General features: G+C 72.8%; 21 protein-coding genes and 1 pseudogene. 13 read left to right on the top strand and 9 right to left on the bottom strand.

What is annotated here, in order from left to right; all coding sequences use genetic code 11:
• Positions 1-31: 31 nt before the first annotated feature.
• The 3 genes from AB0K34_RS10350 (at position 32) to AB0K34_RS10340 (ending at position 4,298) form a co-directional block, all read left to right on the top strand.
• Positions 32-1,714: an AMP-binding protein gene (locus tag AB0K34_RS10350; RefSeq protein WP_138640084.1), complete on the top strand. Its 1,683-nt coding sequence runs from the start codon at positions 32-34 to the stop codon at positions 1,712-1,714.
• Positions 1,711-3,354 carry an AMP-binding protein gene (locus AB0K34_RS10345; RefSeq protein ID WP_138640083.1) on the top strand — a complete coding sequence of 548 codons (1,644 nt, stop codon included), beginning with the start codon at positions 1,711-1,713 and terminating at the stop codon, positions 3,352-3,354. Before AB0K34_RS10350 ends, AB0K34_RS10345 begins: the two co-directional genes overlap by 4 nt.
• A 74-nt stretch (positions 3,355-3,428) precedes the next feature.
• A complete protein-coding gene (locus AB0K34_RS10340) occupies positions 3,429-4,298 on the top strand; it encodes a helix-turn-helix transcriptional regulator (RefSeq protein ID WP_138640082.1) in 870 nt (289 codons plus the stop codon).
• 445 nt (positions 4,299-4,743) lie between these two features.
• Here AB0K34_RS10340 and AB0K34_RS10335 read toward each other — a convergent pair whose 3' ends face one another.
• Positions 4,744-5,493 (bottom strand): ABC transporter permease, encoded by a 750-nt coding sequence (locus AB0K34_RS10335; RefSeq protein WP_240808358.1) that lies wholly within the window; start codon positions 5,491-5,493, stop codon positions 4,744-4,746.
• A 92-nt stretch (positions 5,494-5,585) separates the two neighbouring features.
• On the opposite strand from AB0K34_RS10335, the gene AB0K34_RS10330 reads away from it, so the two are divergent.
• Positions 5,586-6,431, top strand: a complete 846-nt coding sequence (locus tag AB0K34_RS10330; protein ID WP_364547241.1) for a polysaccharide deacetylase family protein — start codon at positions 5,586-5,588, stop codon at positions 6,429-6,431.
• 69 nt (positions 6,432-6,500) lie between these two features.
• Here AB0K34_RS10330 and AB0K34_RS10325 read toward each other — a convergent pair whose 3' ends face one another.
• Positions 6,501-8,690: an MMPL family transporter gene (locus AB0K34_RS10325; RefSeq protein WP_364547240.1), complete on the bottom strand. Its 2,190-nt coding sequence runs from the start codon at positions 8,688-8,690 to the stop codon at positions 6,501-6,503.
• Positions 8,691-8,902: 212 nt separating this feature from the next.
• Here AB0K34_RS10325 and AB0K34_RS10320 point away from each other — a divergent pair, with 212 nt between their 5' ends.
• The 3 genes from AB0K34_RS10320 to AB0K34_RS10310 all read left to right on the top strand — a co-directional run bounded on the left by AB0K34_RS10320 (position 8,903) and on the right by AB0K34_RS10310 (position 11,788).
• Complete coding sequence (locus AB0K34_RS10320) at positions 8,903-10,201, top strand: sensor histidine kinase (protein ID WP_364547237.1); 1,299 nt, start codon at positions 8,903-8,905, stop codon at positions 10,199-10,201.
• The gene (locus AB0K34_RS10315; protein WP_089328396.1) at positions 10,165-10,809 is read left to right on the top strand and encodes a response regulator transcription factor; all 645 of its coding nucleotides are present in this window, start codon (positions 10,165-10,167) and stop codon (positions 10,807-10,809) included. Before AB0K34_RS10320 ends, AB0K34_RS10315 begins: the two co-directional genes overlap by 37 nt.
• A 76-nt stretch (positions 10,810-10,885) precedes the next feature.
• Positions 10,886-11,788 (top strand): hypothetical protein, encoded by a 903-nt coding sequence (locus tag AB0K34_RS10310; protein WP_301174490.1) that lies wholly within the window; start codon positions 10,886-10,888, stop codon positions 11,786-11,788.
• Here the strand turns inward: AB0K34_RS10310 and AB0K34_RS10305 are convergent.
• The gene (locus AB0K34_RS10305; RefSeq protein ID WP_301174489.1) at positions 11,778-12,551 is read right to left on the bottom strand and encodes an enoyl-CoA hydratase-related protein; all 774 of its coding nucleotides are present in this window, start codon (positions 12,549-12,551) and stop codon (positions 11,778-11,780) included. The genes AB0K34_RS10310 and AB0K34_RS10305 overlap by 11 nt on opposite strands.
• Before the next feature lie 717 nt (positions 12,552-13,268).
• On the opposite strand from AB0K34_RS10305, the pseudogene rho reads away from it, so the two are divergent.
• A pseudogene (gene rho, locus AB0K34_RS10300) lies at positions 13,269-14,366 on the top strand (transcription termination factor Rho); the annotation flags it as partial.
• 34 nt (positions 14,367-14,400) lie between these two features.
• On the opposite strand, the gene AB0K34_RS10295 reads toward rho, so the two are convergent.
• The gene (locus AB0K34_RS10295) at positions 14,401-16,038 is read right to left on the bottom strand and encodes a serine/threonine-protein kinase (RefSeq protein WP_138639274.1); all 1,638 of its coding nucleotides are present in this window, start codon (positions 16,036-16,038) and stop codon (positions 14,401-14,403) included.
• 133 nt (positions 16,039-16,171) lie between these two features.
• Entirely contained in the window at positions 16,172-17,746 is a 1,575-nt protein-coding gene (locus AB0K34_RS10290; RefSeq protein ID WP_138639275.1) for an acyl-CoA synthetase, read from the bottom strand.
• 221 nt (positions 17,747-17,967) lie between these two features.
• Here AB0K34_RS10290 and sigE point away from each other — a divergent pair, with 221 nt between their 5' ends.
• From sigE to AB0K34_RS10270, 4 genes are all read left to right on the top strand, one after another.
• The gene (gene sigE / locus AB0K34_RS10285; RefSeq protein ID WP_138639281.1) at positions 17,968-18,495 is read left to right on the top strand and encodes an RNA polymerase sigma factor SigE; all 528 of its coding nucleotides are present in this window, start codon (positions 17,968-17,970) and stop codon (positions 18,493-18,495) included.
• 48 nt (positions 18,496-18,543) lie between these two features.
• Positions 18,544-19,347 (top strand): alpha/beta fold hydrolase, encoded by an 804-nt coding sequence (locus tag AB0K34_RS10280; protein WP_138639276.1) that lies wholly within the window; start codon positions 18,544-18,546, stop codon positions 19,345-19,347.
• A gap of 62 nt (positions 19,348-19,409) precedes the next feature.
• Positions 19,410-19,982 carry a helix-turn-helix transcriptional regulator gene (locus tag AB0K34_RS10275; RefSeq protein WP_138639277.1) on the top strand — a complete coding sequence of 191 codons (573 nt, stop codon included), beginning with the start codon at positions 19,410-19,412 and terminating at the stop codon, positions 19,980-19,982.
• Entirely contained in the window at positions 19,969-20,589 is a 621-nt protein-coding gene (locus AB0K34_RS10270) for a GyrI-like domain-containing protein (RefSeq protein WP_138639278.1), read from the top strand. The genes AB0K34_RS10275 and AB0K34_RS10270 overlap by 14 nt, the downstream gene beginning before the upstream one ends.
• On the opposite strand, the gene AB0K34_RS10265 is transcribed toward AB0K34_RS10270, so the two are convergent.
• The 3 genes from AB0K34_RS10265 to AB0K34_RS10255 all read right to left on the bottom strand — a co-directional run bounded on the left by AB0K34_RS10265 (position 20,586) and on the right by AB0K34_RS10255 (position 22,931).
• Positions 20,586-21,056 carry a hypothetical protein gene (locus tag AB0K34_RS10265; RefSeq protein WP_138639279.1) on the bottom strand — a complete coding sequence of 157 codons (471 nt, stop codon included), beginning with the start codon at positions 21,054-21,056 and terminating at the stop codon, positions 20,586-20,588. The genes AB0K34_RS10270 and AB0K34_RS10265 overlap by 4 nt on opposite strands.
• A gap of 298 nt (positions 21,057-21,354) precedes the next feature.
• Positions 21,355-22,080, bottom strand: coding sequence for a hypothetical protein (locus tag AB0K34_RS10260; protein WP_301174483.1), 726 nt, complete (start codon positions 22,078-22,080; stop codon positions 21,355-21,357).
• A gap of 56 nt (positions 22,081-22,136) precedes the next feature.
• The gene (locus tag AB0K34_RS10255) at positions 22,137-22,931 is read right to left on the bottom strand and encodes a L,D-transpeptidase (RefSeq protein ID WP_364547229.1); all 795 of its coding nucleotides are present in this window, start codon (positions 22,929-22,931) and stop codon (positions 22,137-22,139) included.
• Between the two features lie 237 nt (positions 22,932-23,168).
• On the opposite strand from AB0K34_RS10255, the gene AB0K34_RS10250 reads away from it, so the two are divergent.
• On the top strand, positions 23,169-23,717 hold the full coding sequence (locus tag AB0K34_RS10250; protein ID WP_301174481.1) for a YceI family protein: 549 nt from the start codon (positions 23,169-23,171) through the stop codon (positions 23,715-23,717).
• Positions 23,718-23,738: 21 nt separating this feature from the next.
• On the opposite strand, the gene AB0K34_RS10245 is transcribed toward AB0K34_RS10250, so the two are convergent.
• Positions 23,739-25,136 (bottom strand): HAMP domain-containing sensor histidine kinase, encoded by a 1,398-nt coding sequence (locus AB0K34_RS10245; protein WP_364547225.1) that lies wholly within the window; start codon positions 25,134-25,136, stop codon positions 23,739-23,741.
• Positions 25,137-25,205: the final 69 nt, after the last annotated feature.

Raw genomic sequence — 25,205 nt, 5'->3', positions numbered from 1 at the left:
CCGGGTGTCCGTGCGGCTACGAGGAGAGACCATGCCCGCAGTCGAGTTCCGCGCGGCGCGCGACTTCCTGCTCGCGCATCGCGACGACTACGCGACGGCGTACGAGAAGTTCCGCTGGCCGGTGCTGACCGGTTTCAACTGGGCGCTGGACTGGTTCGACAAGATCGCCGAGGGCAACGACGCGCCCGCGCTGTGGATCGTCGAGGAGGACGGCTCCGAGGCCAAGTACTCGTTCGCGCAGCTGTCGCGGCGGTCCAACCAGGTCGCGAACCTGCTGCGCCGGACGGGCGTGCGGCGCGGCGACCGGGTCATCCTGATGCTCGGCAACCAGGTCGAGCTGTGGGAGACCGTCCTCGCGGTGATGAAGCTCGGCGCGATCATGATCCCGTGCACGCCGCTGCTCGGCACGGCCGACCTGCAGGACCGGCTGACCCGCGGCAAGGCCCGGCACGTGGTGGTCGCCTCGGCCGACACCGGCAAGTTCGACGGCGTCGAGGGCGACTACACGAAGATCGCCGTGGGCGCGCCCGTCGAGGGCTGGACGGCGTACGCCGACGCCTACGAGGAGGGCGAGTCGTACACCCCGTACGGGCTGACGATGTCGCGGGACACGCTGCTGCTCTACTTCACGTCCGGGACGACGGCGCAGCCGAAGCTGGTGGAGCACACCCACGCGTCCTACCCGGCCGGGCACCTGTCGACGATGTACTGGATCGGGCTGCGGCCCGGGGACGTCCACCTCAACATCTCGTCGCCGGGCTGGGCGAAGCACGCGTGGAGCAACATCTTCGCGCCGTGGGACGCCGAGGCGTGCGTGTTCATCTTCAACTACACGCGGTTCGACGCCGACCGGCTGCTCGACACGATGGAGCGCTGCGGCATCACGAGCTTCTGCGCGCCGCCGACCGTGTGGCGGATGCTGATCCAGGCCGACCTCGGCCGCCTCGCGACGCCGCCGCGCGAGGTCGTCGCGGCCGGCGAGCCGCTGAACCCCGAGGTGATCGAGCGGGTGCGGGACGCCTGGGACCGGACGATCCGCGACGGCTTCGGGCAGACCGAGACGACCGTGCAGATCGCCAACACGCCGGGCCAGCCGGTCAAGCCGGGGTCGATGGGGCGCGCCGTGCCGGGCTACAAGGTGGCGCTGATCGACCCGCTGACCGGGGAGCCGGGCGACGAGGGCGAGATCTGCCTGGAACTGGAGGACCGCCCGCTCGGGCTGATGACCGGCTACCACGGCGACGAGGCCCGCACGGAAGAGGCCATGGCGGGCGGCTACTACCACACGGGCGACATCGGCTCCCGCGACGAGGACGGCTACATCACCTACGTCGGACGCGCCGACGACGTGTTCAAGGCGTCCGACTACAAGATCTCCCCGTTCGAGCTGGAGAGCGTGCTGATCGAGCACGAGGCGGTCGCGGAGGCGGCGGTCGTGCCGTCGCCCGACCCGGTCCGGGCGGCCGTGCCGAAGGCGTACGTGACGCTCGCGAACGGCTGGCAGCCGACCGCCGAGACCGCGAAGGCGATCTTCGAGCACAGCCGGGCGCAGCTGTCGCCGTACAAGCGGGTGCGGCTGCTGGAGTTCGCCGAGCTGCCGAAGACGATCTCCGGCAAGATCCGCCGGGTCGAGCTGCGGACCAGCGAGATCGACAAGCATCCCGGCCCGGACGACCGGCCGCCGGGCGAGTTCCGCGAGGAGGACCTGCGATGAACCTCTCCTACGCGTCGGGCGTATCGACCACCCCCCTGCTCGGTGACACCATCGGCGCGAACCTCGACAAGACGGTCGCCGCGTTCCCCGAACGGGACGCGCTGGTCGATCGCACTTCCGGCCGCCGCTGGACGTACGAGCAGTTCGCCGACGACGTGGAGGCCGTAGCGCTCGGCCTGCGCGACCTCGGCGTGGTCAAGGGCGACCGTGTCGGGATCTGGTCGCCGAACTGCGCCGAGTGGATGCTCGTCCAGTACGCGACGGCGAAACTGGGCGCGATCCTCGTCAACATCAACCCCGCCTACCGGGTGCACGAGCTGGAGTTCGTCCTCAACCAGGCGGGCATCCGGACGCTGGTGTCGGCGTCCACGTTCAAGACGTCCGACTACGCGGCGATGGTGGACGAGGTCAAGCCGAAGTGCCCCGCCCTCCGCGACGTCATCCTCATCGGCACCCCCGACTGGGACGGGCTCATGGAGGCGGGCCGGACGAGCGACCCGGCCGTCCTGGTCGACATCGCGCGGACGCTCACCGCCGACGACCCCATCAACATCCAGTACACGTCCGGGACGACGGGTTTCCCCAAGGGCGCGACGCTCTCGCACCACAACATCCTGAACAACGGCTACTTCGTCGGTGAGCTGTGCGGCTACGACGAAGAGGACCGCGTGTGCGTGCCCGTGCCCTTCTACCACTGCTTCGGCATGGTGATGGGGAACCTGGCGGCGACCAGCCACGGCGCGTGCGTCGTGATCCCGGCGCCGGCGTTCGACCCGAAGGCGACCCTCGAAGCGGTCGCCGCCGAGCGCTGCACGTCGCTGTACGGGGTGCCGACGATGTTCATCGCCGTCCTGAACGAGCCCTCGCTGGACGGCCTCGACCTGTCCACCCTCCGCACCGGGATCATGGCGGGGTCGCCGTGCCCGGTCGAGGTGATGAAGCAGGTCATCGAGCGGCTCGGGATGGGCGAGGTCGCGATCTGCTACGGCATGACGGAGACGTCGCCGGTGTCGACGCAGACCCGGGCGGGCGACTCCCTCGACCGCCGGGTGTCCACGGTCGGCACCGTGCTGCCGCATCTGGAAATCAAGATCATCGACCCGGAGACCGGCGTCACCGTCCCGCGCGGCGTGCCCGGCGAGTTCTGCACCCGCGGCTACTCGGTGATGCTCGGCTACTGGGAGGAGCCGGACAAGACGGCCGAGGCCATCGACGCGGCCCGCTGGATGCACACCGGCGACCTCGCCGTGATGGACGACGCCGGCTACGTCAACATCACCGGCCGGATCAAGGACATGGTCATCCGGGGCGGCGAGAACATCTACCCGCGCGAGATCGAGGAGTTCCTCTACACCCATCCCGACATCGTGGACGCGCAGGTCATCGGCGTCCCCGACGAGAAGTACGGCGAGGAGCTGATGGCCTGGGTGCGGCTGCGCGAGGGCGTGCCCGGGATGACGGCCGGGGAGCTGCGCGCGTTCTGCGAGGGCAAGCTGGCGCACTACAAGATCCCCCGCTACGTGCACGTCGTGGAGGAGTTCCCGATGACGGTCACCGGCAAGATCCGCAAGGTGCAGATGCGCGCGGAGGCCGTCGACATCCTCGGCCTGGAGGACGCCGCCACCGCGCGGCACGCCTGACCGCCTGCGGAAACCCCCGCGTTTCTCCGCGTCCGGCCTTTCGGGGCGAGGGTCGCTCAGGGCATGCTCGGAGCATGGATGCGGCTGAACCGGGGGCCTCGGGAGGGCGCGCCCCCCGAGGCGCGCGCGACGACGCGGGATCCGTCCGGTCGGCGGTGCTGTCCCTGCACCGCACGACCGGGCTGCCGATGGTGTTCGGCGGCGCCCTGAGCGGCCGGGACCGGCTGTGCATCACCGAGCTGGTCGGCAACACGACCGACTCGCTGAACGGCCTCGTCGTGCGGCGGGGCAACGGGCTCGGCGGCAAGGCGATGGCCCTCGGGCGTCCCGCCTGGGTGAGCAACTACCCGTGCTCGGCGGCCATCAGCCACGACTACGACAAGCCCGTGGGGCGGGAGGGGCTGCTGTCGATCGTCGCCGTCCCGATCGTCGTCCGGCGGCGGGTGCGCGGCGTCCTGTACGGCGCGCTCCGCGAACCGCTCGGCCTCGCCGACCGCATCGTGGGCGCCGCCGTCCAGGTCGCCCGCGACCTTGAACAGGACCTCGCCGTCCAGGACCGCGCCGACGACGCCCTCGCGCGGGCGCGACCCGGCACGTCGGCGGCGCGCTGGGAGGAGGTGCGGGCGGTCCACGCGGAGCTGCGGGCGCTGGCCGAGGAGGTCAGCGACCTGCCGACCCGCGACCGCCTGCGCCGGGCGTCGCTGCGGCTCGCCGCCGCCGGGCTGGACGACGCGGACGCCGCGCCGCGTCCCGTCCTGTCGCCGCGCGAGCTGGACGTCCTGTCGTACGTGGCGATCGGCTGCACGAACGCGGAGGCCGCCGAACGGCTCGGCCTGCTTCCGGAGACGGTGAAGAGCTACCTGCGCTCGGCGATGCGCAAGCTGGACAGCCACACCCGCCTGGAGGCCGTGACCGCCGCCCGCCGCGCCGGCCTGCTCCCGTAAGGCCGCCCTGCGCGGGGGGGGATGGACCCCGGCCGCCGCCACCGGATCGCGGTGGGACGGGCCGATGGGCCGGTGGGGCCGGTGAGAACCGCGGGGCCGCGCGGCTTCTCGGTGGATCGGCCCGGCGACGGGGTCAGCGCCGCGGGCGGCGACGCGGGCGTGTTCCAGCACAGATCGGCCCCCGTGGCGCACTGCCTGGACACTCGGTCACCACACGCCGGCTGCGCCGGGCCGTGATCGCACGGCCGTCCCGGCTCGAATCCGGCCGGGGACGTCCGGCCCCCGATATTGCACTGAAGACCGTAACACCTCTGGCGAACATGATTGTTCTTAGGCAAAGGGTTACGGCGATCGGGGCGGGACCGTTGCCAATTTATGCGGATGTATACCGGCAGCTCCCACCCCCACCTGCGGGAACTCACCGAGGACGTCCACCGCCCTGCCGTCAATGCCCGTGCGTCCGCCTCCCGTCCGCCGGGGCGACGGCGAACCGGCCCCTGGCCACCAGCTCCAGTGTGATCAGCACGGCGATCGACTCGATCGCCAGCAGCCCGATGAGGACGAGCAGCTGCACCGCGCCCGCCTGGACCGGGTCGGCGCCGCCGAGCAGCACCCCGACGAACGCGCCCGGCAGCGTGACCAGCCCGACCGTCCGGGTCTGGTCGAGGACGGGGAAGAGCGCGAGCGCCGCCGACGAGCGGCACACCTCCAGCGCGGCGTCGCGCGGCAGGAGCCCGAGCGCGAGGCCGCCCTCGTACTCGCCGCGGCGCGTCGCCAGCTCGTCCAGCGCGCGGCGGCCGGTGAGCCCGGTCGCCGACATGGCGCCGCCGATGAAGATCCCGGCGATCGGCAGCACCGACACCGTGCGGGCCGGGACGAGCGAGGTCGCCATCAGCAGCCCGAGCACGGGCCCGACGCCGCTGACGATCGGCAGCGCGGTCCACCAGCCGGGGCCGCGCCGCGACCGAGTGATGCGGCGGCCCGCCGTCACGACCGCGATCACCACCATCCCGGCGATGAACGCGGCCGTCAGCCCCGCGCTGCGCAGCACCGCCGCGATCAGCAGCGACACCGCCGTGAGCTGCACCGCCGCGCGCACCGAGACGACCAGCATGTCCCGGCCGAGACCGAGCCCGCCGACCCGGACCAGCACCGCCGCGACGGCCGCCAGCGACGCCAGCACGAAGGCCAGCAACGGACCGACCTCCGGGGTCGCACTCACCTGCCGCCCAAATGAGCCGATTGTGATCCCATAGCGACCCCCTACCCGGTTAAAACCTCGATAGCGTGGGACTTGTGGAGGTTGAGGAGTCAGGTGGGACATCCCGCCGCAAAGCGCTTCTGCTGCTGGGTGCCGCCGGGCTCGCCACGCTCGGTGCCGACGCCGCGCGGCCCTCGGGCTCCCGCGCCGCGGCCGCGCCCGCGGCGACGCCCCGCGCGCGGCCGGTGATCCATCCGACGCCGACCCCGACGCCGACGCCGACCCCCACGCCGCGGGCCGCGTCCTGGACGCCGGGCAAGCTCACCGCGCTGGAGAAGCCCGTCCGGGAGCTGTCGCAGCTGGCCCCGCCCGCGCCGCCGAAGTCGATCGCGCTGACCATCGACGACGGCCCGAACCCGACGTGGACGCCGAAGATGCTCGACCTGCTGGCCGAGCACGAGGTCCACGCGACGTTCTTCATCATCGGCGAGCAGGTGAAGGAGTATCCGAAGCTCACCCGCCGCATCGCCGACGCCGGGCACCAGATCTGCAACCACACCATGACGCACCCGATCGCCATCGCGAGCCTGCCGGAGAAGAGGGTCCGCAAGGAGATCGTCGAGGCGCACGACCGGATCGCGGACGTCACCGGCGTCGTCCCGCAGTTCTTCCGCTCGCCCGGCGGCGCCTGGTCGAAGACCGTCCTGGAACTGGTCGCCGAGCACGACATGCTCCCGATCGACTGGGCCGTCGACCCCCGCGACTGGGCCCGCCCCGGCGTGGGCCGCATCCGCCGCGCCCTGCTGAAGGGCCAGGAGAACAACATCGTCCTGTGCCACGACGGCGGCGGCGACCGCTCCCAGACCATCAAGGCCCTGCGGGACGCCATCCCGAAGCTGAAGAAGCGCGGCCTGACCTTCGTCGCCCTCTGACCGCGCGTCGCCCTCCGACCGCGCGTCGCCCTCCGACCGGGCGCTGCGCGGTCGGAGGGCGGACGGGTCCTAGCGAGCGGCCACCAAGTCTTCCGTGGTGCCCGCGCGCGGGCCGGGGGCCGGAGCGGGGGCGGGCTCGTCGCCGTGGGAGATGCGGGGCAGCCAGTTCAGCCACGCCGGCAGGTACCAGTTCGCGCGTCCCAGCAGCGACATCACCGCGGGCAGCAGGACGACCCGGACGATCGTCGCGTCGATCAGGATGGCGACCGCGAGGCCGACGCCGAGCTGCTTGAAGTCCTGCATCGACAGCGTGCCGAAGATGCCGAACGTCGCGATCATGATGACGGCCGCGCTGGTCACGACGCCCGCGGTGGCGCGGACGCCCTCGTGCACGGCGCGGGTCGTGTCGAGCCCCCGGTCGTACGCCTCGCGGATCCGGGAGACGACGAACACGTGGTAGTCCATCGACAGGCCGAACAGGACGACGAAGACGAAGAGCGGGATCCAGGATTCGAGCGCCCCGGCGCCCGTCGTCCCGACGAGCGAGTCGCCCCAGCCGTGCTGGAAGACCGCCACCATCACCCCGTAGGCGGCGCCCACCGACAGCAGGTTCAGGACGATCGCGCTGGCGGCGATCAGCAGCGAGCGGAAGAAGACCAGCATCAGCAGGAACGTGATGGCCATGACGAACAGGAAGACGGGCGCGATGCTCGACTTCAGCTGCCCGTTGTAGTCGGTCGACCAGGCGAGCTGCCCGGTGACGGGCGCTTCACCGACCTTGCCGACGGTCTCCGGGACGATCCGCTCCCGCAGCGTCTCCAGGGCGTGCTTCGAGGTCGCGTCCGAGCCCGTCCCGGCGAGCGGCACCTCGATCTCGGCGACGTTCGCGCGGTCGTGGACGGTGACGTCGATCGGCTCGTTCAGCTCGCCGGACGCGGCCGCCCGCCGCTTCAGGTCGTCGATCGCCCGCGTGACCTGCGGCGCGTTGATGTCGCGGGCCTTCAGCACGACGACCGCGGGCTCCGGGTTGCCGGGGAACGCCTCGTTCAGCCGCGTGTAGGTCTGCGCGATCTCCTCGCCGGGCGGGATCTGCTGGTCGATGCGCAGCCGCTCGGTCTTCATGCCGAGCGCGGGCGCGGCCAGGGCGAGCAGCAGCCCGGCCGACAGCAGCGCGGCGATGCCGGGACGGGCCAGCACGGGCCTCAGCAGCGTCCCGACCACGCCGGCGCGCTCCTCACGGCGGCGCCGGGGCAGCCGGACGCGGCCGAAGTCGACCTTGTCGCCGAGCAGGGACAGCAGCGCGGGCAGGACGGTCACCGAGCCGAGCATCGCGATGAGGACCACGAGGATCGTCGCGATCGCGAACCCCTTGAAGAGCAGCAGACCGGACAGGAACATCCCGGACATCGCGACCATCACGGTGATGCCGGAGACGAGCACGGAGCGGCCGGAGGTCGCCGCGGCGATCGCCAGGGCGGTCTCCCGGTCGCGGCCCTTGCGGCGCTCCTCGCGCTCGCGCTGCAGGTAGAACAGGCAGTAGTCGACGCCGACGGCGAGACCCATCAGCAGCATCACCGAGTTCGTCGTCTGGTCGACGTGCAGCGCGTGGCTGACCACCGCGAGGACGCCGCCGGCGGCGAGGAACGCGGTGAACGCCAGGACGACCGGCAGCACGGCGGCGAGCAGCGCCCCGAACGCGACCAGCAGGATGCCGAGCGCGAGCGGCACCGCCGTCAGCTCGGCGCGCTTGAAGTCGGCGCCGAGGGCGTCGTCGAACCAGGCGTCGGCGGTGGCGCCGCCGAACTGCCCCATCCGCACGGACGGGTTGCCGCGCTCGGCCTTCGCGACCGCGTCCCGCACCGCGGGCAGCGGGTCGTCCGGCGCCTCCTTCAGCGTGAACTGGACGATCACATGGCGCCCGTCCTTGGCCACCACGTCCGGGCGCAGATCGGTGATCAGGCCCGTGGCCTGGACGTTCGCCCGCACGTCCGCCACCGCCCGGCGCATCTCAGGCGAGGCCGCGGGGGCGCCGTAGAGCAGCACCGTCTCCCGGTCCGGGTCCTCGATGCCGGCCTCCGCGACGATCTGCGCGGCCCGCGCCGACTGCCCGACGCCCTGCTCGTGGTCCGCCATCGTGATCTGGCCGGCCGCGCCGCCCAGCACCGAGGCCAGCACGACGAACAGCAGCCAGCCGAGGACGGCCGTCACGCGGTGCCGCGCGCTCCAGCCGCCGAGCGCGGCGGCGAGGTTTCGCTTCATGGGGGTTCCCCTGGTTAGGTCGTCTGCGGGGTGACACCCATTGACGCTAGGAAGCGCGCATCCGGCGGGACATGGCTCTAAACGGCGTTCCGGGGTGGACGTAGGTACACCCCAGGTTCGGTGTGCGGGCACACTGTGGACGTGGGTGCTCGCCAGAAGACTGGATTCCAGATGGCAGGTGAGCCTTGGAGGATCCAGTGAGCGGTGAATTGGTGAAGGAAACACGACTGCTGCGCCATGCGAGGGCGCCCTGGCGCGGACTGGCGCTGTGGATGCTGGCCGTGCCGGCGACGCTCGCCGGGCTCTGGTTCCTCACGGTCATCTCGATGATCACGAGCTTCATCGGGGTGCTGCTGTTCCCGTCCGCGACGATGCTCATGCGCACCCAGCTCGACGCCTACCGCGAGCGCATCAACAAGTGGACGGACGCCCGGATCGAGCGCCCGTACCTGCCCGAGCCGGAGCAGGAGCCCGGCCTGCACGGGATGTTCAAGCGGTTCATCGCGCTGATCTCCGACCCGGCCACCTGGCGCGACTACCTGTGGGTCGTCACCGACCCGTTCGTGGCGCTGTTCACCGCGGCGCTGCCCGGCCTGCTGATCATCTACGGGCTCTGGGGGTACCTGCTCGCCGCGTTCGCCGGGGACATGATCGGCCACTACGGCGGCAGCGACTGGTACGCCTACGTCCACATCACCGAGGGGTACGGCCGCGAGCCCGGCCGCGTCCTGTCCACCGTGGTCGTCGCCACCGCCTGCATCGCCCTCGGGTACGCGATCGGGCCGAAGATGATGACCGTGTACGGGCGCTGGGGCCGGACGATCCTCGGGCCGACGAAGAAGTCGCAGCTGGCGCTGCGCGTCCAGCACCTCACCGAGACCCGGTCGGAGGCCGTGGACGCGTCCGCCGCCGAGCTGCGCCGCATCGAGCGCGACCTGCACGACGGCGCGCAGGCCCGGCTCGTCGCGATGGGCATGACGCTCGGCGCCATCGAGCACCTCCTCGACAAGGACCCGCAGAAGGCGCGGCTGCTGCTCGCCGAGACCCGCGCGTCGTCGGCGAAGGCGCTGCACGAGCTGCGCGACCTGGTGCGCGGCATCCACCCGCCGGTGCTCGCCGACCGCGGCCTCGGCGACGCGGTGAAGGCGCTCGCGCTGGACCACCCGATGCGCGTCGAGGTCGAGGCCGACCTGCCCGGACGGGCCGAGCCGCCGGTCGAGTCCGCCGCCTACTTCGCGGTGTCGGAGATCCTCACCAACGCCGCCAAGCACGCCGGCGCGTCCCGCGTCTGGATCGACCTGCGCTACGAGGGCGGGATGCTCCGCATCACGGTCACCGACGACGGGCGCGGCGGCGCCACCCTCGACGGCGGGACCGGGCTGCGCGGCATCGAGCGGCGCATCGGTACATTCGACGGCGTCCTCGCCCTCAGCTCGCCCGTGGGCGGCCCGACGATCGTGACGCTGGAGCTGCCGTGCGCGTTGTCCTCGCCGAAGACCTCGCCCTTCTGAGGGAGGGCCTGGTCAGCCTGCTGGAGACGCACGACTTCGAGATCGCCGCCGCCGTCGACAACGGCCCGTCGCTCCTGAAGGCACTGCTCGACCACCGCCCGGACGTGGCGGTGGTCGACGTGCGCCTGCCGCCGTCCTTCACCGACGAGGGCCTGCAGGCCGCGCTGGAGGCCCGCCGCCGGGTGCCGGGCCTGCCGGTGCTGGTGCTGTCGCAGTACGTCGAGCAGCTCTACGCCCGGGAGCTGCTCGCGGACGGCACCGGCGCCATCGGCTACCTGCTGAAGGACCGGGTGTTCGACGCGGCCCAGTTCGTGGACGCGGTCCGCCGGGTCGCGGCGGGCGGCACCGCGATGGACCCCGAGGTCATCTCCCGGCTCGTCGCGTCCAACACCCGCGACACCCCGCTGAGCCGGCTCACCCCGCGCGAGACCGAGGTGCTGGAGCTGATGGCGCAGGGGCGCTCCAACGCCGCGATCGCGGAGCGGCTCGTCGTCACCGAGCGGGCCGTCACCAAGCACACCGCCAACATCTTCACCAAGCTCGACCTGCCGGTGACCGGCGACGACAACCGCCGCGTCCTCGCCGTCCTCGCCTATCTGAACAAGTAGGGGGCGTTCTCCGCGCCCCGCCGGGGCCGTACCGGGTGGCATAGTCTGCTCCGCGAGACGGCCCCGGGAGGGCGCGATGACGGTGGTTCTGGTCCTGCTGTGCCTGGCGATCGCCGGGCGGGAGCTGTATCTGGCGTTCGAGCGCCGGCATTCCCCGGGCGCGCCGGAGATCGCCGACATCCGCACCCAGCTCCGCGCGCTCAAGGGCACCCGGGACGAGCTGGAGGGGTTCCGCGCCTCGCAGCGGGAGCGGCTCGACCGGCTCACCGCCGAGCAGGACCGCGACCGGGAGGCGCTCGGCGCCGCCGACACCCGGATCCGGTCGCTGATCTCGCAGATCAACGACCGGCTGCTGCCGGACGTCACCGCGCGGCTGAAGCAGCAGCGCGACGCCGCCGCCGAGCAGCGCGACGCCCTCGACCGGCTCGCCGCCGAGGTCGCGGTGCTGCGCGCGCACCTCGTCGGGCGGCTCGACCAGGCCGTGGCCGCCTCCCTCGGCGCCGAGCCCGCCGAGCTGGTCGCCGGGGCGCTCACCGCCGACCCGCCCGGCGCGCGGCCCGCGCTGGCCGGCCCGTACGAGCGGTTCGCCGAGCAGTACGGGCTGCGCGTCGAGCTGACCGACCGCGACCGCTACTACCTGTCCGGGCGCAGCCCGCGCGCGCTGGAGCGCGACTTCGTCGACCTCGTCGCCGCGCTGCGCGAGGACTGCCCGGAGACCACCGGCAAGGCCCGCGGCCTGCTGGGCGCGCTGCGCGGCGTCGACCGGGGCGGCGCGCAGATCGGGCCGCTCCTGATCGTCCGGACGCCGGACGCGCTCGTGTGCGGGGTCGTGCCGCTCGCCGAGCTGCGCCGGCCCGAGGGCGCCGTGCCGCTGGACGACCCGTCCGGCGCGGCGCGGCGCCTGCACCGGCTGCCGGAGGGCCGGTTCTGCGACCTGTCGGGCTGGTCCGCCGGCGCCCCGGCGGGGCTCAGCGAGTAGGGGCCGTCCAGGTGAACGCGGGCGCGCGGCGCTCCAGGAACGCGGCGATGCCCTCCTCGACCTCGCCGCTCGCCGCGACCTCCGCCAGCCACCGGTCCGTCTTCTCCCGGACGGGCCCGGCGGCGGCGATCGCGTCCACGATGTCCTTGGTGGCCTGCTGGGTGAGCAGCGACCGGGACGCGAGCGTCGCGGTGAACGCGGCGACCCGGTCGCGCAGGCCGCCCGCCGGGACGACCTCGTCCAGCAGCCCGATCCGCAGCGCGTGCCCGGTGCCGACGAGGTCGGCGGAGAACAGCAGGTACTTCGCGGCGGCCGGCCCGACGAGCCGGACCAGCCGCGCCGTCGCGCCCGCCGGGTAGACGATGCCGAGCTTGGCCGGGGTGATCCCGAACCGGGCGTCCTCGGCGGCGAAGCGCAGGTCGCAGGCCGCCGCGAGCTGGCAGCCGCCGCCGACGCAGTACCCCTCGATCGCGGCCAGCGTCGGCTTCGGGAACGCGGCGAGCGCCCGCTCGGCGACCGTCGACAGGTGCGAGTCGTCGTCGCGGTGGATGTCGTTCAGCTCGGCGATGTCGGCGCCCGCGCAGAAGTTCCCGCCCGCGCCGGTCAGCACCACGACCCGGACGGCCGGGTCCTTCGCGAGGGTCTCCAGGATGCCGGGCAGGGCCCGCCACATGTCCGCCGACATGGCGTTCCGCTTGGCCGGCCGGTCGATGGTGATCGTCCCGACGCCCTCGGCGACCTCGAAGTCAAGCCCGGCGGCCATGGTCCTCCCTCGCCCGGACGCCCCGCCCGGATGTCGTCGCGCCTCGACCCGGCTCATCGTACGGAGCGCGCGGCGCCCGGACGATCCCGGGGCGGCCGGTCCCGGCCGCGGACCGGAGCGCCGTCCGGGAACCTCAGGGCCGCTCGGGGAGTCATACGGTGCAATTGGCCGCCTCTGCCGTCGGGGGACGCGTACGGGCGGCCGCCGGCGGCGCCGCACGGCGCCGCCGCACCGGTACAGGGGGCTCGACCTTCATGAGGAAAATCGGCGGCGATCGGGGAATGCGCAACCCGCGTCGCGTGCTGTACTGTCAAGGCAGTGCCTTCGGATTCCGTGAATCGCCTCGAAGGCCCTCTCTTCCCCGCCCGGGCCATCTGAGCGCCCGGTGATCCTCCCGGTTCGGCGCGCGCACCTCGGCGTTCCGGACCGCCGCACAAGGGAGCCGACGTCAGCCCGGTGAACCGAGCTGCATCTCTCGCATTCCTCTCGCGTACGCGCCGCGGGTTCCGCCGCCGTACCCGGGAAACGACTCCAGGCGGCGCGGACCGCTCCGCGCGAGCCTGAGAAGGGACCCGCATGTCCACTTCCACCCTCACCTCCGAACCCGCGACCGGGCACACCGCCGCCGGTCGCCGGTCGCAGGCGCACACCGTGCCCGCGCAGAACGCCCGCAAGGGCGGCCAGCAGGCGCGGCGCACCGCCGACGACGGGCCCGCCGTCCCGTTCCACGGCCTCCTCGCCGTCCAGGACAAGCACGCCTTCGTCCGCACCTCCGGCTACCTCGCCGGGCCGGACGACGTGCACGTCTCCCTCGCCCAGGTCAAGGCGCACCACCTGCGCCCCGGCGACGTCGTCGCGGGCACCGCGAAGGCGCCGAAGTCCGGCCGGGAGAAGTTCGGCTCGCTCGCCCGCGTCGAGACCGTGAACGGCCTCCCGGCGGCCGAGGCCGCGAACCGCCCCGAGTTCGGCAAGCTCACCCCCCTGTTCCCGGACGAGCGGCTCCGCCTCGACACCGGCCCGCTCGCCACCCGCGTCATCGACCTGGTCGCGCCGATCGGCAAGGGCCAGCGCGGGCTCATCGTGTCGCCGCCGAAGGTCGGCAAGACGATGGTCCTGCAGGCCGTCGCGAACGCGATCGCGCAGAACAACCCCGAAGTGCACCTCATGGTCGTGCTCATCGACGAGCGGCCGGAAGAGGTCACCGACCTGCAGCGGACCGTGCGCGGCGAGGTCGTCCACTCGACGTTCGACCGTCCCGCGCAGGACCACACCGCGCTCGCCGAGCTCGCCGTCGAGCGGGCCAAGCGGCTCGTCGAGCAGGGCCACGACGTGGTCATGCTGCTCGACTCGATCACCCGGCTCGGCCGCGCCTACAACCTCGCGGCGCCCTCCAGCAGCCGGATCCTCGCCGGCGGTGTCGCGACGACCGCGATCTACCCGCCGAAGAAGTTCTTCGGCGCCGCCCGCAACATCGAGAACGGCGGCTCGCTGACGATCCTCGCGACCGCGCTCGTGGAGACGGGGTCCCGCATGGACGACGTCTTCTTCGAGGAGTACAAGGGCACCGGCAACATGGAGCTGAAGCTCGACCGGGGCCTCGCCGACCGCCGCGTCTTCCCCGCCGTCGACATCGAGGCGTCCGGCACGCGCCGCGACGAGCTGCTGATGTCCCCCGAGGAGCTCGCGCTCTCCTGGCGGCTGCGCCGCGCCCTGCAGGGGCTGGAGAAGCAGCAGGCCGTCGAGCAGCTCCTGGAGAAGATGAAGGGCACCTCGTCCAACGCCGAGTTCCTGCTCCGCCTCCAGCAGACCACCTGAGCCGCCGCCCCGGACTCGGAACGGAGGAGACCCCTCAGTCGCGCTCCTGCGCCTTCTCCTGCTTCTGGTGCTTCTTCGGCTTCTCCGGCCTGAACGACTCCAGGATCCGGTCGTAGAGCCGCTGGCCCGGCGTCCAGTCGGGATCGGGCGCGGAGAAGCAGAACTCGTACCCGGCCGCCCGGCTGCACAGCACGTGCCTGACGCCGTCGCCCGTGCCCGACCGCCAGGTGAACTCCCATTCGGCGCCGCCCGCGGCGACCTCGGGGGCGGGTTCCAGCCGCAGCCTGCGGTAGCCCGGGAAGCGGTGCTCCCCCACCGCCCGGTGCTCCTCGGCGCGCAGCCCCGCGAGCGGATCGCCCGGTGCCGGGGAGATGCGCAGGCCCCGTCCCGCCCCGGCGTCCTTCCAGGTCATCACGGCGCCGCTGCGCTCGGACTGCCAGCCCGCCGGCACCCGCACCGAGTAGGCGCCCGTCTCATGGTACTTCGCGGTCTTGGCGGTCACGCCCGCCGCCGGCCGCAGCGCCACCGCGTCGCTCTTGCCGATCGACGTCCAGCGGGCCGCCCAGGTGCCCGTGCCCGCCGCGAGGACGGCCAGCACCGCGACCCCGGCGACCGCCCCCGGCCGGAGCCGCCGCCCCCGGAACGACGGGGTCTTGAACGGGGTCTTGAACCGCGGAGTCTTGAACCGCGGAGTCTTGAACCACCGGCGGGAACGCGGCGAACCGCACGGCGCCTTCCCGCTGCGTAGCGTCCACGGGACGCGCGGCCCGCGGAGGGCCCGCCGCGCGGCCGGGACGCGCACCCGCTCGGGGCGCGGCGCCCGCGTGATGCCCGGCTCCGGGAGGTCGGCGACGACGTCCCGCAGCAGCTCCGCCGTGGCCTCGGCGGTCAGCCGCTCCTCCGGCCGCTGCCGCAGCAGCCCCTCGATGACGGGGGTCAGGGGGCCCGCCCGCGCCGGGCGCGCGTAGTCGCCCAGCATCACCGCCATCATCGACGCGAGGGCGTGGCAGCGCAGGAACGGGGCGAAACCCTCGACCGCCATGTAGAGCGTCGCGCCGAGCGACCACAGGTCGGACGCGGGCACGCTCAACTGCCCGTCGATGCGCTCCGGCGGAAGATAAGCGGGAGATCCCTCAATGCCCGCGGGCATTGTGTCGGCCAGCTCCCGGCCATTGTCCATTTGGACGGCGAGCCCGAAGTCGCTGAGCAGAACGCGGCCGTCGTCGCAGAGCAGCACATTGCTCGGCTTCACGTCGCGGTGCAGGATGCCCGCCTCGTGCGACGCCCGCAGCACCGACAGCACGGCGGCGCCGATCTGCGCCGTCCGCCGCACGCTCAGCGGGCCGTCCTCGATGACCAGCCGGTTCAGCGAGCACCCCGCCAGGAACTCCATGACGATCCAGGGCCGGCCGTCCTCCACGATCAGGTCGTGCACGGCGATCACACCGGGATGCCGCAGCGCGGCCGTCGCGCGCGCCTCCTGCAGCAGCCGCCGGCACAGCACCCTGCGCTCGCTCTGCGTGATGCGCGCCGGCAGGTGCACCTCCTTGACGGCCACGTCCCGGTCGAGCATCTCGTCGTAGGCGCGCCACACGGTGCCCATGCCGCCCCTGCCGACCACAGAGAGCAGGCGATACCGCCGCGCGAGCGGTATCGGCCGATCCCCATTCATGACGTGGTTATTCGCCGGAACGCGCTCAAGGCACGCTCCCTCGGCATCAATTGTTTTTTGACCGCGGTCCGGCGAGAAAAGCGCGCGCGGCCGTGGTATAACCGCGCGGGCCGCATTTACCGGCGCGGTGCCGTCAGCCGAGGACGGTGCGCGCCCACTTGTAGTCGGACTTGCCCACGGCCGTGCGCTGCACCTCGTCCACCAGGGTGATCTGGCGCGGGAGCTTGTAGCCGGCGAGCCGGCCCCGGCAGTGCTCGGTGAGCTGCTCCAGCGTGACGGTCGTGCCGGGGCGGGGCGCGACGACGGCGGCGACGCGCTGCCCGAACCGCTCGTCGGGCAGGCCGACGACGACCGCGTCGTACACGTCCGGGTGGTCCTTCAGCGCGACCTCGACCTCCTCCGGGTAGACCTTCTCCCCGCCCGTGTTGATCACGAGGGAGCCGCGCCCGAGCAGGGTGATCGTCCCGTCCTCCTCCAGGCTCGCGAAGTCGCCGGGGATCGACCAGCGGGTGCCGTCGGCGGCGGTGAAGAACGTCGACGCCGTCTTCTCCGGGTCGTTGTAGTAGCCGAGCGGGATGTGGCCGCTGCGCGCGAGCCTGCCGATCTCGCCGGGCTTGACCACGTTCAGGTCGTCGTCCAGGACGGTGATGCCCGGCTTCATCATGAAGCGGGCCGTCCCCTCCTTGGAGTCGACGGACGGGCCGCAGGCACCGGTCTCCGAGGCGCCGTAGTTGTCGAGGAACATGATGGTCGGCAGGTGCTCCCGGAGGGCCTGCTTGGCGCCCTCGGTGAGCGGCGCGCCGCCGGACGCGATCGCGATCAGCGACGACGTGTCGTACCCGCCGCCCGCCAGCGCCTTCGCGACGGGCCGCGCCATGACGTCGCCGACCAGCATCAGCACGTTCGCCTTCTCCTCGGCGAGGAGCCGCAGCGCCTTGTCGGCGTCGAACGCGTGGTCGGTGTAGAGGACGACCTTGGCGCCGGTGAACAGCCCCATGTAGGCGACCCACTGGCCGGCGCCGTGCATGACGGGCGCGCAGTCGAGGACGGCCATCCCCGGCTGGTCGGCGTTGGCGGCCAGCTCCTCGGGGCTGCCGATGGGGTCGCCGAGGACGTTCCCGCCGCCGAGCGCGCCGAAGAAGATGTCCTCGCAGCGCCACTCGACGCCCTTCGGGTAGCCGGTGGTGCCGCCGGTGTACATGATGTAGCGGTCGTCGCTGGAGCGCTCGGGGAAGTCGTCGCTCGGGTCGGCCGCCGCCAGCGCCTCTTCGTACTCGACGGCGCCGGGGATCTCGTCCGCCGAGCCGTCCTCCAGGACGACGATGTGCCGCAGCGCGGGCAGTTCCCCGCGGATCTCCTCCACCTTCGCCAAGAGCGAACGCTCCCCGATGAGCGCGACCGAGTCCGAGTCGGCGAGCACGTGGCGCAGTTCGGCGGCCACGTAGCGGTAGTTCACCGGGATCGGCACGGCGCGGGTCTTGAACGCGCCGAGCATCGCCTCGATCCACTCGGCCCGGTTGTAGGCGAGGATCGCGACGTGCTCGCCGGGCCGCACCCCGGCCGCCTCCAGATGGTGCCCGACCCGGCTCGCACGCTCGCTGAGCTGCCGGTACGTCCGCCGCTCGGTCCCCGCCACGAGGGCCGGACGGTCCGGTCCGGCGGCGGCCAGGATCTCGATCAGGTCGGCCAGGTTGTAGCTACGCGCCATGCCACGTCCTCGCGGGAGTCGGGGTGGGACCGATCCCGATCCTGCTCGTGGACGGCGCGTGAACTCAATGCCTATTGGCGTCTGGTCCAATGAGATGAGTCACATCCCACACCGCCTGATCCGGCCACGCGCGGGGTCCTTACACGGCTCTTATCTGGGTACCGGCATGCTTGGCCGTAACGATTCAGTATCAGACGGGGGTAGTGGTGAGCGCAGGCGCGATGGCGTGGACCCCGCCGACGTGGGAGGAGATCGTCAGCGAGCACTCGACGCGGGTGTTCCGGCTGGCGTACCGGCTGACCGGCAACCGGCACGACGCCGAGGACCTGACCCAGGACGTCTTCATCCGGGTGTTCCGCTCGCTGTCGTCGTACAGCCCCGGCACGTTCGAGGGCTGGCTGCACCGGATCACGACGAACCTGTTCCTCGACCGCGCCCGGCGCAAGCAGCGCATCCGGTTCGACTCCCTCGCCGACGACGCCGCCGAGCGCCTGCAGGGCCGCGAGCCGTCGCCCGCGCAGGCCTACGACGACCGGCACCTCGACGCCGACATCCAGCGGGCGCTGGACTCCCTCGCCCCCGAGTACCGCGCGGCGGTCGTGCTGTGCGACATCGAGGGGCTCTCCTATGAGGAGATCGCCGCGACCCTCAACGTGAAGCTCGGCACCGTCCGCTCCCGCATCCACCGCGGCCGCGGCCAGCTCCGCGAGGCCCTGGAGCACCGCCGCCCCGCCGAGTGCGCGCAGTGACGAGCATCACTAGTGACCGCTGAGTAACTTCCGGCCTACCCTGCGGCCGTGGACATCGTCTTCGACCGCCGCGGCGACGGCCCGCCCCTCGTCCTGCTGCACGGCATCGGGCACCGCCGCCAGGGCTGGGCGCCCGTCATGGACCTGCTCGCCGCCGAACGCGACGTCATCGCCGTCGACCTGCCCGGCTTCGGCGACTCCCCGGCGCTCCCGCCCGGCACCCCCTACACCCTCGACACCGCCATCGACGCCCTCGCGGCGAGCTTCGCGAAGCTCGGCCTCGACCGGCCGCACGTCGCGGGCAACTCGCTCGGCGGCCTGTTCGCGCTCGAAGCCGCCGACCGCGGCCTCGCCAGCTCCGCCACCGCGCTGTCCCCGGCGGGCTTCTTCAACGCCCTCGAACTCCGCTACGGCATGTCGGTGCTGCGCGCCTCGCGCCTCGGCGCCCGCGTCCCGGAGACCTTCCTCACCCGCCTGGCCCGCTCGCCGCGCCGCCGCACGCTCATGTTCGGCATGATCTACGGCCGTCCCGACCTGATGGACATCGACGCGCTCACCGGCGACGCCCGCGCCATGCGCGACGCCCCGGGCTTCGAACCCACCCTCCGCGCCGGCCGCACCACCCGGTTCCGCGGCTCCTGCGCGGACGTCCCCGTGACCATCGCCTGGGGCACCAAGGACCGCCTACTGCTGCGCAGCCAGGCCGTCCGCGCCCAGCGCCGGCTTCCGAACGCCCGCTTCGTCTGGCTGGAGGGCTGCGGCCACGTCCCCATGGCGGACGACCCGCCCCTGGTGGCCAAGATCCTCCTGGAGGGCAGCGCCCACCCCCTGAAGGCCCAGTCCGCCGCCTGAGCCCTGGCACGGCCGAGCGGTCACCGCGCTCGCGCTTCTATTCTAGTACTAGGATAGAAGCCATGGCCGCCGAGTTGACGCCCGCCGAGCTGACCCTGCTCGGCCTGCTGATGGAGAAGCCGAGGCACGGCTACGAGCTGGACGAGGTCATCAGCACCCGCGGCATGCGCGAGTGGACGGAGATCGGGTTCAGCTCGATCTACTACCTGCTGACCCGGCTGCGCGACCGCGGGCTGATCGCCGAGATCGACGCGGAGCGGCCGGCGCGGGGCAAGGCGCGGCGGGTGTACGGGCCCACGGCCGAAGGGCGCCGGGCGTGCGCGCGGGCAGCGGAGGCGGCAGTGGCCGAACTCCGGCCGGTGTTCCCGCCCGTCCTGGTCGGCCTGGCCAACCAGCCGGTCATCCCGCCCGAGCGGCTGCGGGCCGCGCTCGACCGGCGGGCGGCGGCCCTCGCGGAGAAGGTCGCCGAGATCGCGGCGGCCCGCGACACCCAGCCGTGGATGCCCGGCTTCGCCCGCGCCGTCTTCGACTACACGCTCGGCCAACTGACCGCCGAACAGCAGTGGCTGGCCGCCTACCGGGCGGAACTGGCCGACGACCCCCGCCAGGAAGGCGACGGCCATGACCCGCTATGACATCAAGCGAGAGCTCAAGCAGTGCTACGCGCCGAGGAACCGCGACTGGGCTCTGGTGGACGTGCCCGCGCAGCGGTTCATCGCCGTCGACGGCAGCGGCGACCCGAACACCAGCGCCGCCTACGCCCGCGCCGTCGAGGCGCTCTACACCGTCGCTTACACGATCAAGTTCGCGAGCAAGCGCACCCTCGACCGGGACTTCGTCGTCGGACCGCTCGAAGGGCTGTGGTGGTCCGACCGCCCGGAGGTGTTCACCGCCCGGGACAAGGACGCCTGGCAATGGCGGATGCTCATCAGCCAGCCCGACTGGATCACCGAAGACTTCATCGACGACGCCAAACAGACCGCCCTGGCGAAGAAGGGCCTCCCCGCCATCGCCGACGTCCGCTACGAGCCCATGCACGAGGGCCTCTGCGCCCAAGTCCTGCACATCGGGCCGTACGACGACGAGGGCCCCATCCTCGCCGAGCTTCACGGGGAGTACCTCGCGGCCAACAACCTGCGCATGACCGGGCACCACCACGAGGTCTACCTCGGCGACCCGCGCCGGAGCGCACCCGCCAAGCTCAGGACCGTCCTCCGGCAGCCCGTCGAGCGGGCGGACTAGGTCGCCAGGACCGTCCCGAGGACGACGAGGGCGACGCTGAGCAGGCCGATCGAGGCGCGCAGCATCCCGGCGTTGCGCGCTCCACCGCGCACGCGGGCCGCCAGCGAGGCGTCGTCCGGGTGGGCCAGGGCGTCGCGACGCAGGCGGGTCATCCGGCGCGCCTGAAGGACGCCGAAGGTGAGCACGGCGACGAGGGCGGCGGCCAGCACGGCGGTCGCGGTGAGGGTGCCGTCCCAGGGGCGGTCGGCGACCAGGGCCGCGCCGCTGCCGAGGGCCAGCACCAGCGCGCCGGTCCCCACACCCAGGTAAAGCCGGCCCAACGCGCGGAAGAACGCGACCCGGTCACCGGGACCGAGCGTCCGGACGCTGACCCGCGCGACCACGCCGATCGCCACGAACCCGCCGACCCACACGGCCGAGGCGAGGACGAGGACGCAGGCGAGAACGACCTCGACTCCATGAGACATGTGCACCCGCCAGGCTTCCGCGCTGAGACCACCTATTTCTCACTTTTTTACAAGAACCACTGTGTAAATACAAGCCGGAAGCGGTGTGGCCCCGCTCGCTCTCCCGGAGCGAGCCGCGTTTTCGGACGGACGGGGCCGGGAGTTCCGGGATGGCCGTGAAGGCGGGGCGGAGTGGCCACATGTGGACTCCGACATATGACACAAACAGGCATATATGTCTCATGATCGACCACAAGTGTGCACTCACCAATGAGAGGGTGCCGGGCCGGCGTGGCCCGGCACCCTTCTCGGGGGTGTGTCAGCCGGTCACCGGGAGGTCGCCGGTCACCGGGGTCGGGACCGGGGCCGGGCTGGACGGCGCCGACGGGGCGGGCGCCGGGGTCTCCGACGGCGGACCGCTCGGCTTGCCGGGCTGCTCGGGCTCGCCGGGCTTCCCGGGCTTGCCGGCCTTGCCGCAGGTCACGGACGCGATGCTGAGCGTCTGCGTCTTGCCGGCCAGCGTCGCGACCACCTCGATCGCGGTGATCGTGAGGCTGCCGTCCTTGTCCTTGACGTGCTTGTTCAGCGTGATCGCGGCGGTGCCGAGGCCCTTCAGGTCGGCGTTGATCGTGGTGTTGGGCGTCGCGCCGAGCTTCAGCGTCCGGCCGTTGAGCGTCGCCTTCGTCAGGTGCGAGACACCGTTGCCGTTCTCGCACTTGGCCGTCACGGCGTGCGCGGCGAGCCCGATGCGGGGCACCTTCAGGTCCGCGACGGACGCGCGGCCGTGGCCGGACCAGGCGGCGACGTTCAGCAGGCCCGCCTCCACGAGGGGGTTGGCGGGCAGTTCGGCGAGGCTCTTGCGAGCCGGCTGCTGCGCGGACGACGTGACCGTCGGGGTCGCCGGGATCGCGACCGGGCCGGTCGCGGCGACGGCGGTGGCGGAGCCGGTGCCGCCGCTGGTGGCGGACGCGGCCGGGGCCAGGCCGAAGGGCAGGGCCAGCGCGCCGGCGACGGCGACGGCCTTGGTGAGTGACGGCAAACGCACGGTTTCTCCTCAAGTTGGGGGTGCAACGGGACCGGCCTCGCGGCCGGAGGTCTGGGTCAGACGGTGACGAGCACGGGGGTGCCGAGCGGCACCTTGGCCAGCCGCTTCAGCGCGTCCGCCGGGACGCGGACGCAGCCGTGCGTGACGGCCTTGCCGAAGACGTCCTTGGACGGCCAGCCGTGGAAGGCGACCGTGCCGGGCCCTCCGCCGAAGGTGTCGAGCGTGTCGGAGTGCGCGCCGACCGGCAGGATCAGCGGGCTGTAGGTCGGTTTCGCGGGGGCGAGGGAGGCGAGCATGAACGTCCGGCCGGTGGGGGTGGGCGTCTTCGGCGCGCCGACGGCCACGGTCCAGGCGCCGACCTTGCGGCCCGCGTCGTAGAGGGCCATCTTGCGGTCGCCGAGGTCGACCTTGACGACGTGGCGGCTGCGCGCGGCCTTCAGCCCGGTGTCGGGGATCCAGCCGGTCACGCCGTTGGGGCGGCTCGGCAGCAGCACGCGCCGCCAGCCGGGCCGGGACTCGACGACGGGCACCCAGGTGGGGCCCTTCAGCTGGGTGCTCGGCAGTTCGGCGACGGCGGGCGCGCCGGGCTTGGCGGAGATCGGGGTCGCGGCCTCGGGGTGCACCACCGTCCCGTCGCCCGCGGTGGCCGCGGTGTCCGTCGGCAGGTCGTCGAGGGTCGTGTAGGTGGTCGCCTGCGGCAGTGCGGTGGCGCCCTTGGCCGGGGCGGCCTTCGCGGGTCCGGGCTCGCTGCCGCCGCCGCAGCCGGTGACGAGCAGGGCCGCCGCCAGCAGGACGGCGGGGACCGCGGCCCCGGCCGCCGGCAGGGCGGCGCGCGGTGGTGCATCGCTCACGAAGACTCCAAGTGATCCCGCCGGAGGGACTCCGGCTCGCCTCTGTGCCCGCTGATTACGCATGAGGCGCGCCGGAGGTTGCACGCCGTGTGGACCGAGTTGCGGTGGGTGAACCACCCCTCCCCGGCGGGCCACCGCGCGGGCGTGGAACAATCCGGGATTGACAGGTGTTTGAACCCTCAACTAACCTTCGACGAGTCGTTGAAGTTTCAAGCAACCACCTCTACGGGAGTCACCATGAGCATCGCCGCCGTCGCCCCCGAGCTGACCGCCGGGACCTGGAACATCGACCCCGGGCACTCCGAGGTCACCTTCGTGATCCGGCACCTGATGACCAAGGTGCGCGGCACCTTCACCGAGTTCACCGGCTCGGTGCAGCTCGCCGAGGAGCTCAGCGAGTCGACCGCGACCGCCGAGATCCAGGTCGGCTCGCTCGACACCCGCAACCCCGACCGGGACGCGCACGTGCGCACCTCCGACGTCCTCGACGTCGAGAAGTTCCCCACCATGACCTTCGCGACCAAGGGCGTGCGGGCCGAGGGCGGCGAGTACTTCCTCGACGGCGACCTGACCATCAAGGGCGTCACCCGCCCGGTCACCCTGTCCGTGGAGTTCAACGGCGTCGCCGAGGACCCGTGGGGCGGGACGCGCGCCGGGTTCTCCGCCGAGACCTCGATCAACCGCAAGGACTGGGGCATCGAGTTCAACGTCCCGCTGAAGGGCGAGAAGGCCCTGCTCAGCGACAAGGTCGACATCCAGCTGGAGATCCAGGCCGTCCGCGCCTGAGCGTCCCCGCACACCCCCGCTTCAGCGAGAAGGGCCGTCCGGTTTCGGGCGGCCCTTCTCGCGTCCCTGCGGCGGGACGAGCGGCAGCCGGAGCGCGAACCGGGCCCCGGCGGCGCGGTGGTCCTCGATCCGCAGCGTCCCGCCGTGCGCCCGCGCGATCTCGCGGGCGATCGCGAGGCCGAGGCCGGTGCCGCCGGCGTCCCGGCTGCGGGCGGTGTCGAGCCGGGTGAAGCGCTGGAAGACGCGCTCCCGGTCGGCCGGCGGGATGCCGGGCCCGTCGTCGGTGACGGCGAGCAGCGCCAGCCCGCCCTCCCGGCGCACCTCCACCGTGATGGACGACCCGGCGAACCGCTCGGCGTTGTCGAGCAGGTTCCCGAGCAGCCGGACGAGCTGCATCCGCACCCCGCGCACCGGGACGCCCGCCGACAGCTCCGTGGCGATCCGCACCGGGAACGTGCGGCGGCGCAGCTCCGCGCCGGTGAGCGCGGCCAGGTCGATCGGCTCCTGCACCGCCGTCCCGCTCGTGCCGATGCGGGCGAGCAGCAGCAGGTCGGTGACGATCGACTCCAGCCGGTCGATGTCGCGCAGCGCCGACCGGACGACCTCCCGCAGGTCGGTGTCGTCGGGGTGCATCGCGGCGTCCTCCAGGTTCGCCCGGAGGCCGGCGATCGGCGTGCGCAGCTCGTGCGAGGCGTCGGAGGCGAACTGGCGCTGCCGCGCGACCGCGCGCTCCAGCCGGTCGAGCGTCGCGTTCGCGGTGCGGGCGAGCTGGGCGATCTCGTCCTCGCCGGGCGGCTGCGGGACGCGCCGGCTGAGGTCGGTGGCGCCGATCTCGGCGAGCTGCGCGCGGATGGCCTCGACCGGGCCGAGGGTGCGGCCGACGATCCGCCAGGTGACCCACGCGACGCCCCCGGCGAGCAGCAGGACCGCGGCGCCGAGCACCCCCTCCAGCACCCCGTTCACCAGGTAGGACGGCAGCCGCTCCGCGGCGTAGACGACGACGGAGTCCGGCGCGGTGCTGACCCGGATCGCCTCGACGACGTAGCAGTCCCGGCGCGGCCAGGCGCCGTCGCACACGGTGAAGTCGCGGACGCGCAGGTTGCTCGACGGCCAGAGTCTGCTCACCGGCGGGCGGCGCGCCGCGCCGGGGGTGGCGTTCGTCACCCGCCCGCCGGGCTCGACGACCTGGATGAGGAGGCGGCCCCCGGTGTCGTCGGGGATCGCGCCCTCCAGCGAGCCGTCGCGGACGCCACCGCTGACCCGGCGCGCGTCCACCTGGGTCTGCCGGAGGAGATCGGCCTTGACGTCGACGCGCACGGCGACGTCGACGCCGGCCGCCGTGATGCCGAACACGAACGCGGCGATGACGGCGGCGGCGAGCGTGTCCCGGGCCCGGATGGACCGGGGGCGCATGCGCATGGTCCCTCCCGGGGAGACACGTTATCCATCGCTCACCGACGGGGAGTCCCACCATGGATGCCGGGTTTT

Origin of the sequence: Actinomadura sp. NPDC049382 (genome assembly GCF_040677125.1) — a bacterium.
Lineage (GTDB): Bacteria > Actinomycetota > Actinomycetes > Streptosporangiales > Streptosporangiaceae > Spirillospora > Spirillospora geliboluensis.
This window is presented reverse-complemented; position numbering and strand designations above follow the sequence as displayed.

What these genes read in the sequence shown, in the direction of transcription:
- AB0K34_RS10350 (WP_138640084.1), top strand. Translation starts at nt 32, where the DNA reads ATGCCCGCAGTCGAGTTCCGCGCGGCGCGCGACTTCCTGCTCGCGCAT.
- AB0K34_RS10345 (WP_138640083.1), top strand. Translation starts at nt 1,711, where the DNA reads ATGAACCTCTCCTACGCGTCGGGCGTATCGACCACCCCCCTGCTCGGT.
- AB0K34_RS10340 (WP_138640082.1), top strand. Translation starts at nt 3,429, where the DNA reads ATGGATGCGGCTGAACCGGGGGCCTCGGGAGGGCGCGCCCCCCGAGGC.
- AB0K34_RS10325 (WP_364547240.1), bottom strand. Translation starts at nt 8,690, where the DNA reads ATGAAGCGAAACCTCGCCGCCGCGCTCGGCGGCTGGAGCGCGCGGCAC.
- AB0K34_RS10310 (WP_301174490.1), top strand. Translation starts at nt 10,886, where the DNA reads ATGACGGTGGTTCTGGTCCTGCTGTGCCTGGCGATCGCCGGGCGGGAG.
- AB0K34_RS10305 (WP_301174489.1), bottom strand. Translation starts at nt 12,551, where the DNA reads ATGGCCGCCGGGCTTGACTTCGAGGTCGCCGAGGGCGTCGGGACGATC.
- AB0K34_RS10295 (WP_138639274.1), bottom strand. Translation starts at nt 16,038, where the DNA reads ATGAATGGGGATCGGCCGATACCGCTCGCGCGGCGGTATCGCCTGCTC.
- AB0K34_RS10290 (WP_138639275.1), bottom strand. Translation starts at nt 17,746, where the DNA reads ATGGCGCGTAGCTACAACCTGGCCGACCTGATCGAGATCCTGGCCGCC.
- sigE (WP_138639281.1), top strand. Translation starts at nt 17,968, where the DNA reads ATGGCGTGGACCCCGCCGACGTGGGAGGAGATCGTCAGCGAGCACTCG.
- AB0K34_RS10275 (WP_138639277.1), top strand. Translation starts at nt 19,410, where the DNA reads ATGGCCGCCGAGTTGACGCCCGCCGAGCTGACCCTGCTCGGCCTGCTG.
- AB0K34_RS10270 (WP_138639278.1), top strand. Translation starts at nt 19,969, where the DNA reads ATGACCCGCTATGACATCAAGCGAGAGCTCAAGCAGTGCTACGCGCCG.
- AB0K34_RS10265 (WP_138639279.1), bottom strand. Translation starts at nt 21,056, where the DNA reads ATGTCTCATGGAGTCGAGGTCGTTCTCGCCTGCGTCCTCGTCCTCGCC.
- AB0K34_RS10250 (WP_301174481.1), top strand. Translation starts at nt 23,169, where the DNA reads ATGAGCATCGCCGCCGTCGCCCCCGAGCTGACCGCCGGGACCTGGAAC.
- AB0K34_RS10245 (WP_364547225.1), bottom strand. Translation starts at nt 25,136, where the DNA reads ATGCGCATGCGCCCCCGGTCCATCCGGGCCCGGGACACGCTCGCCGCC.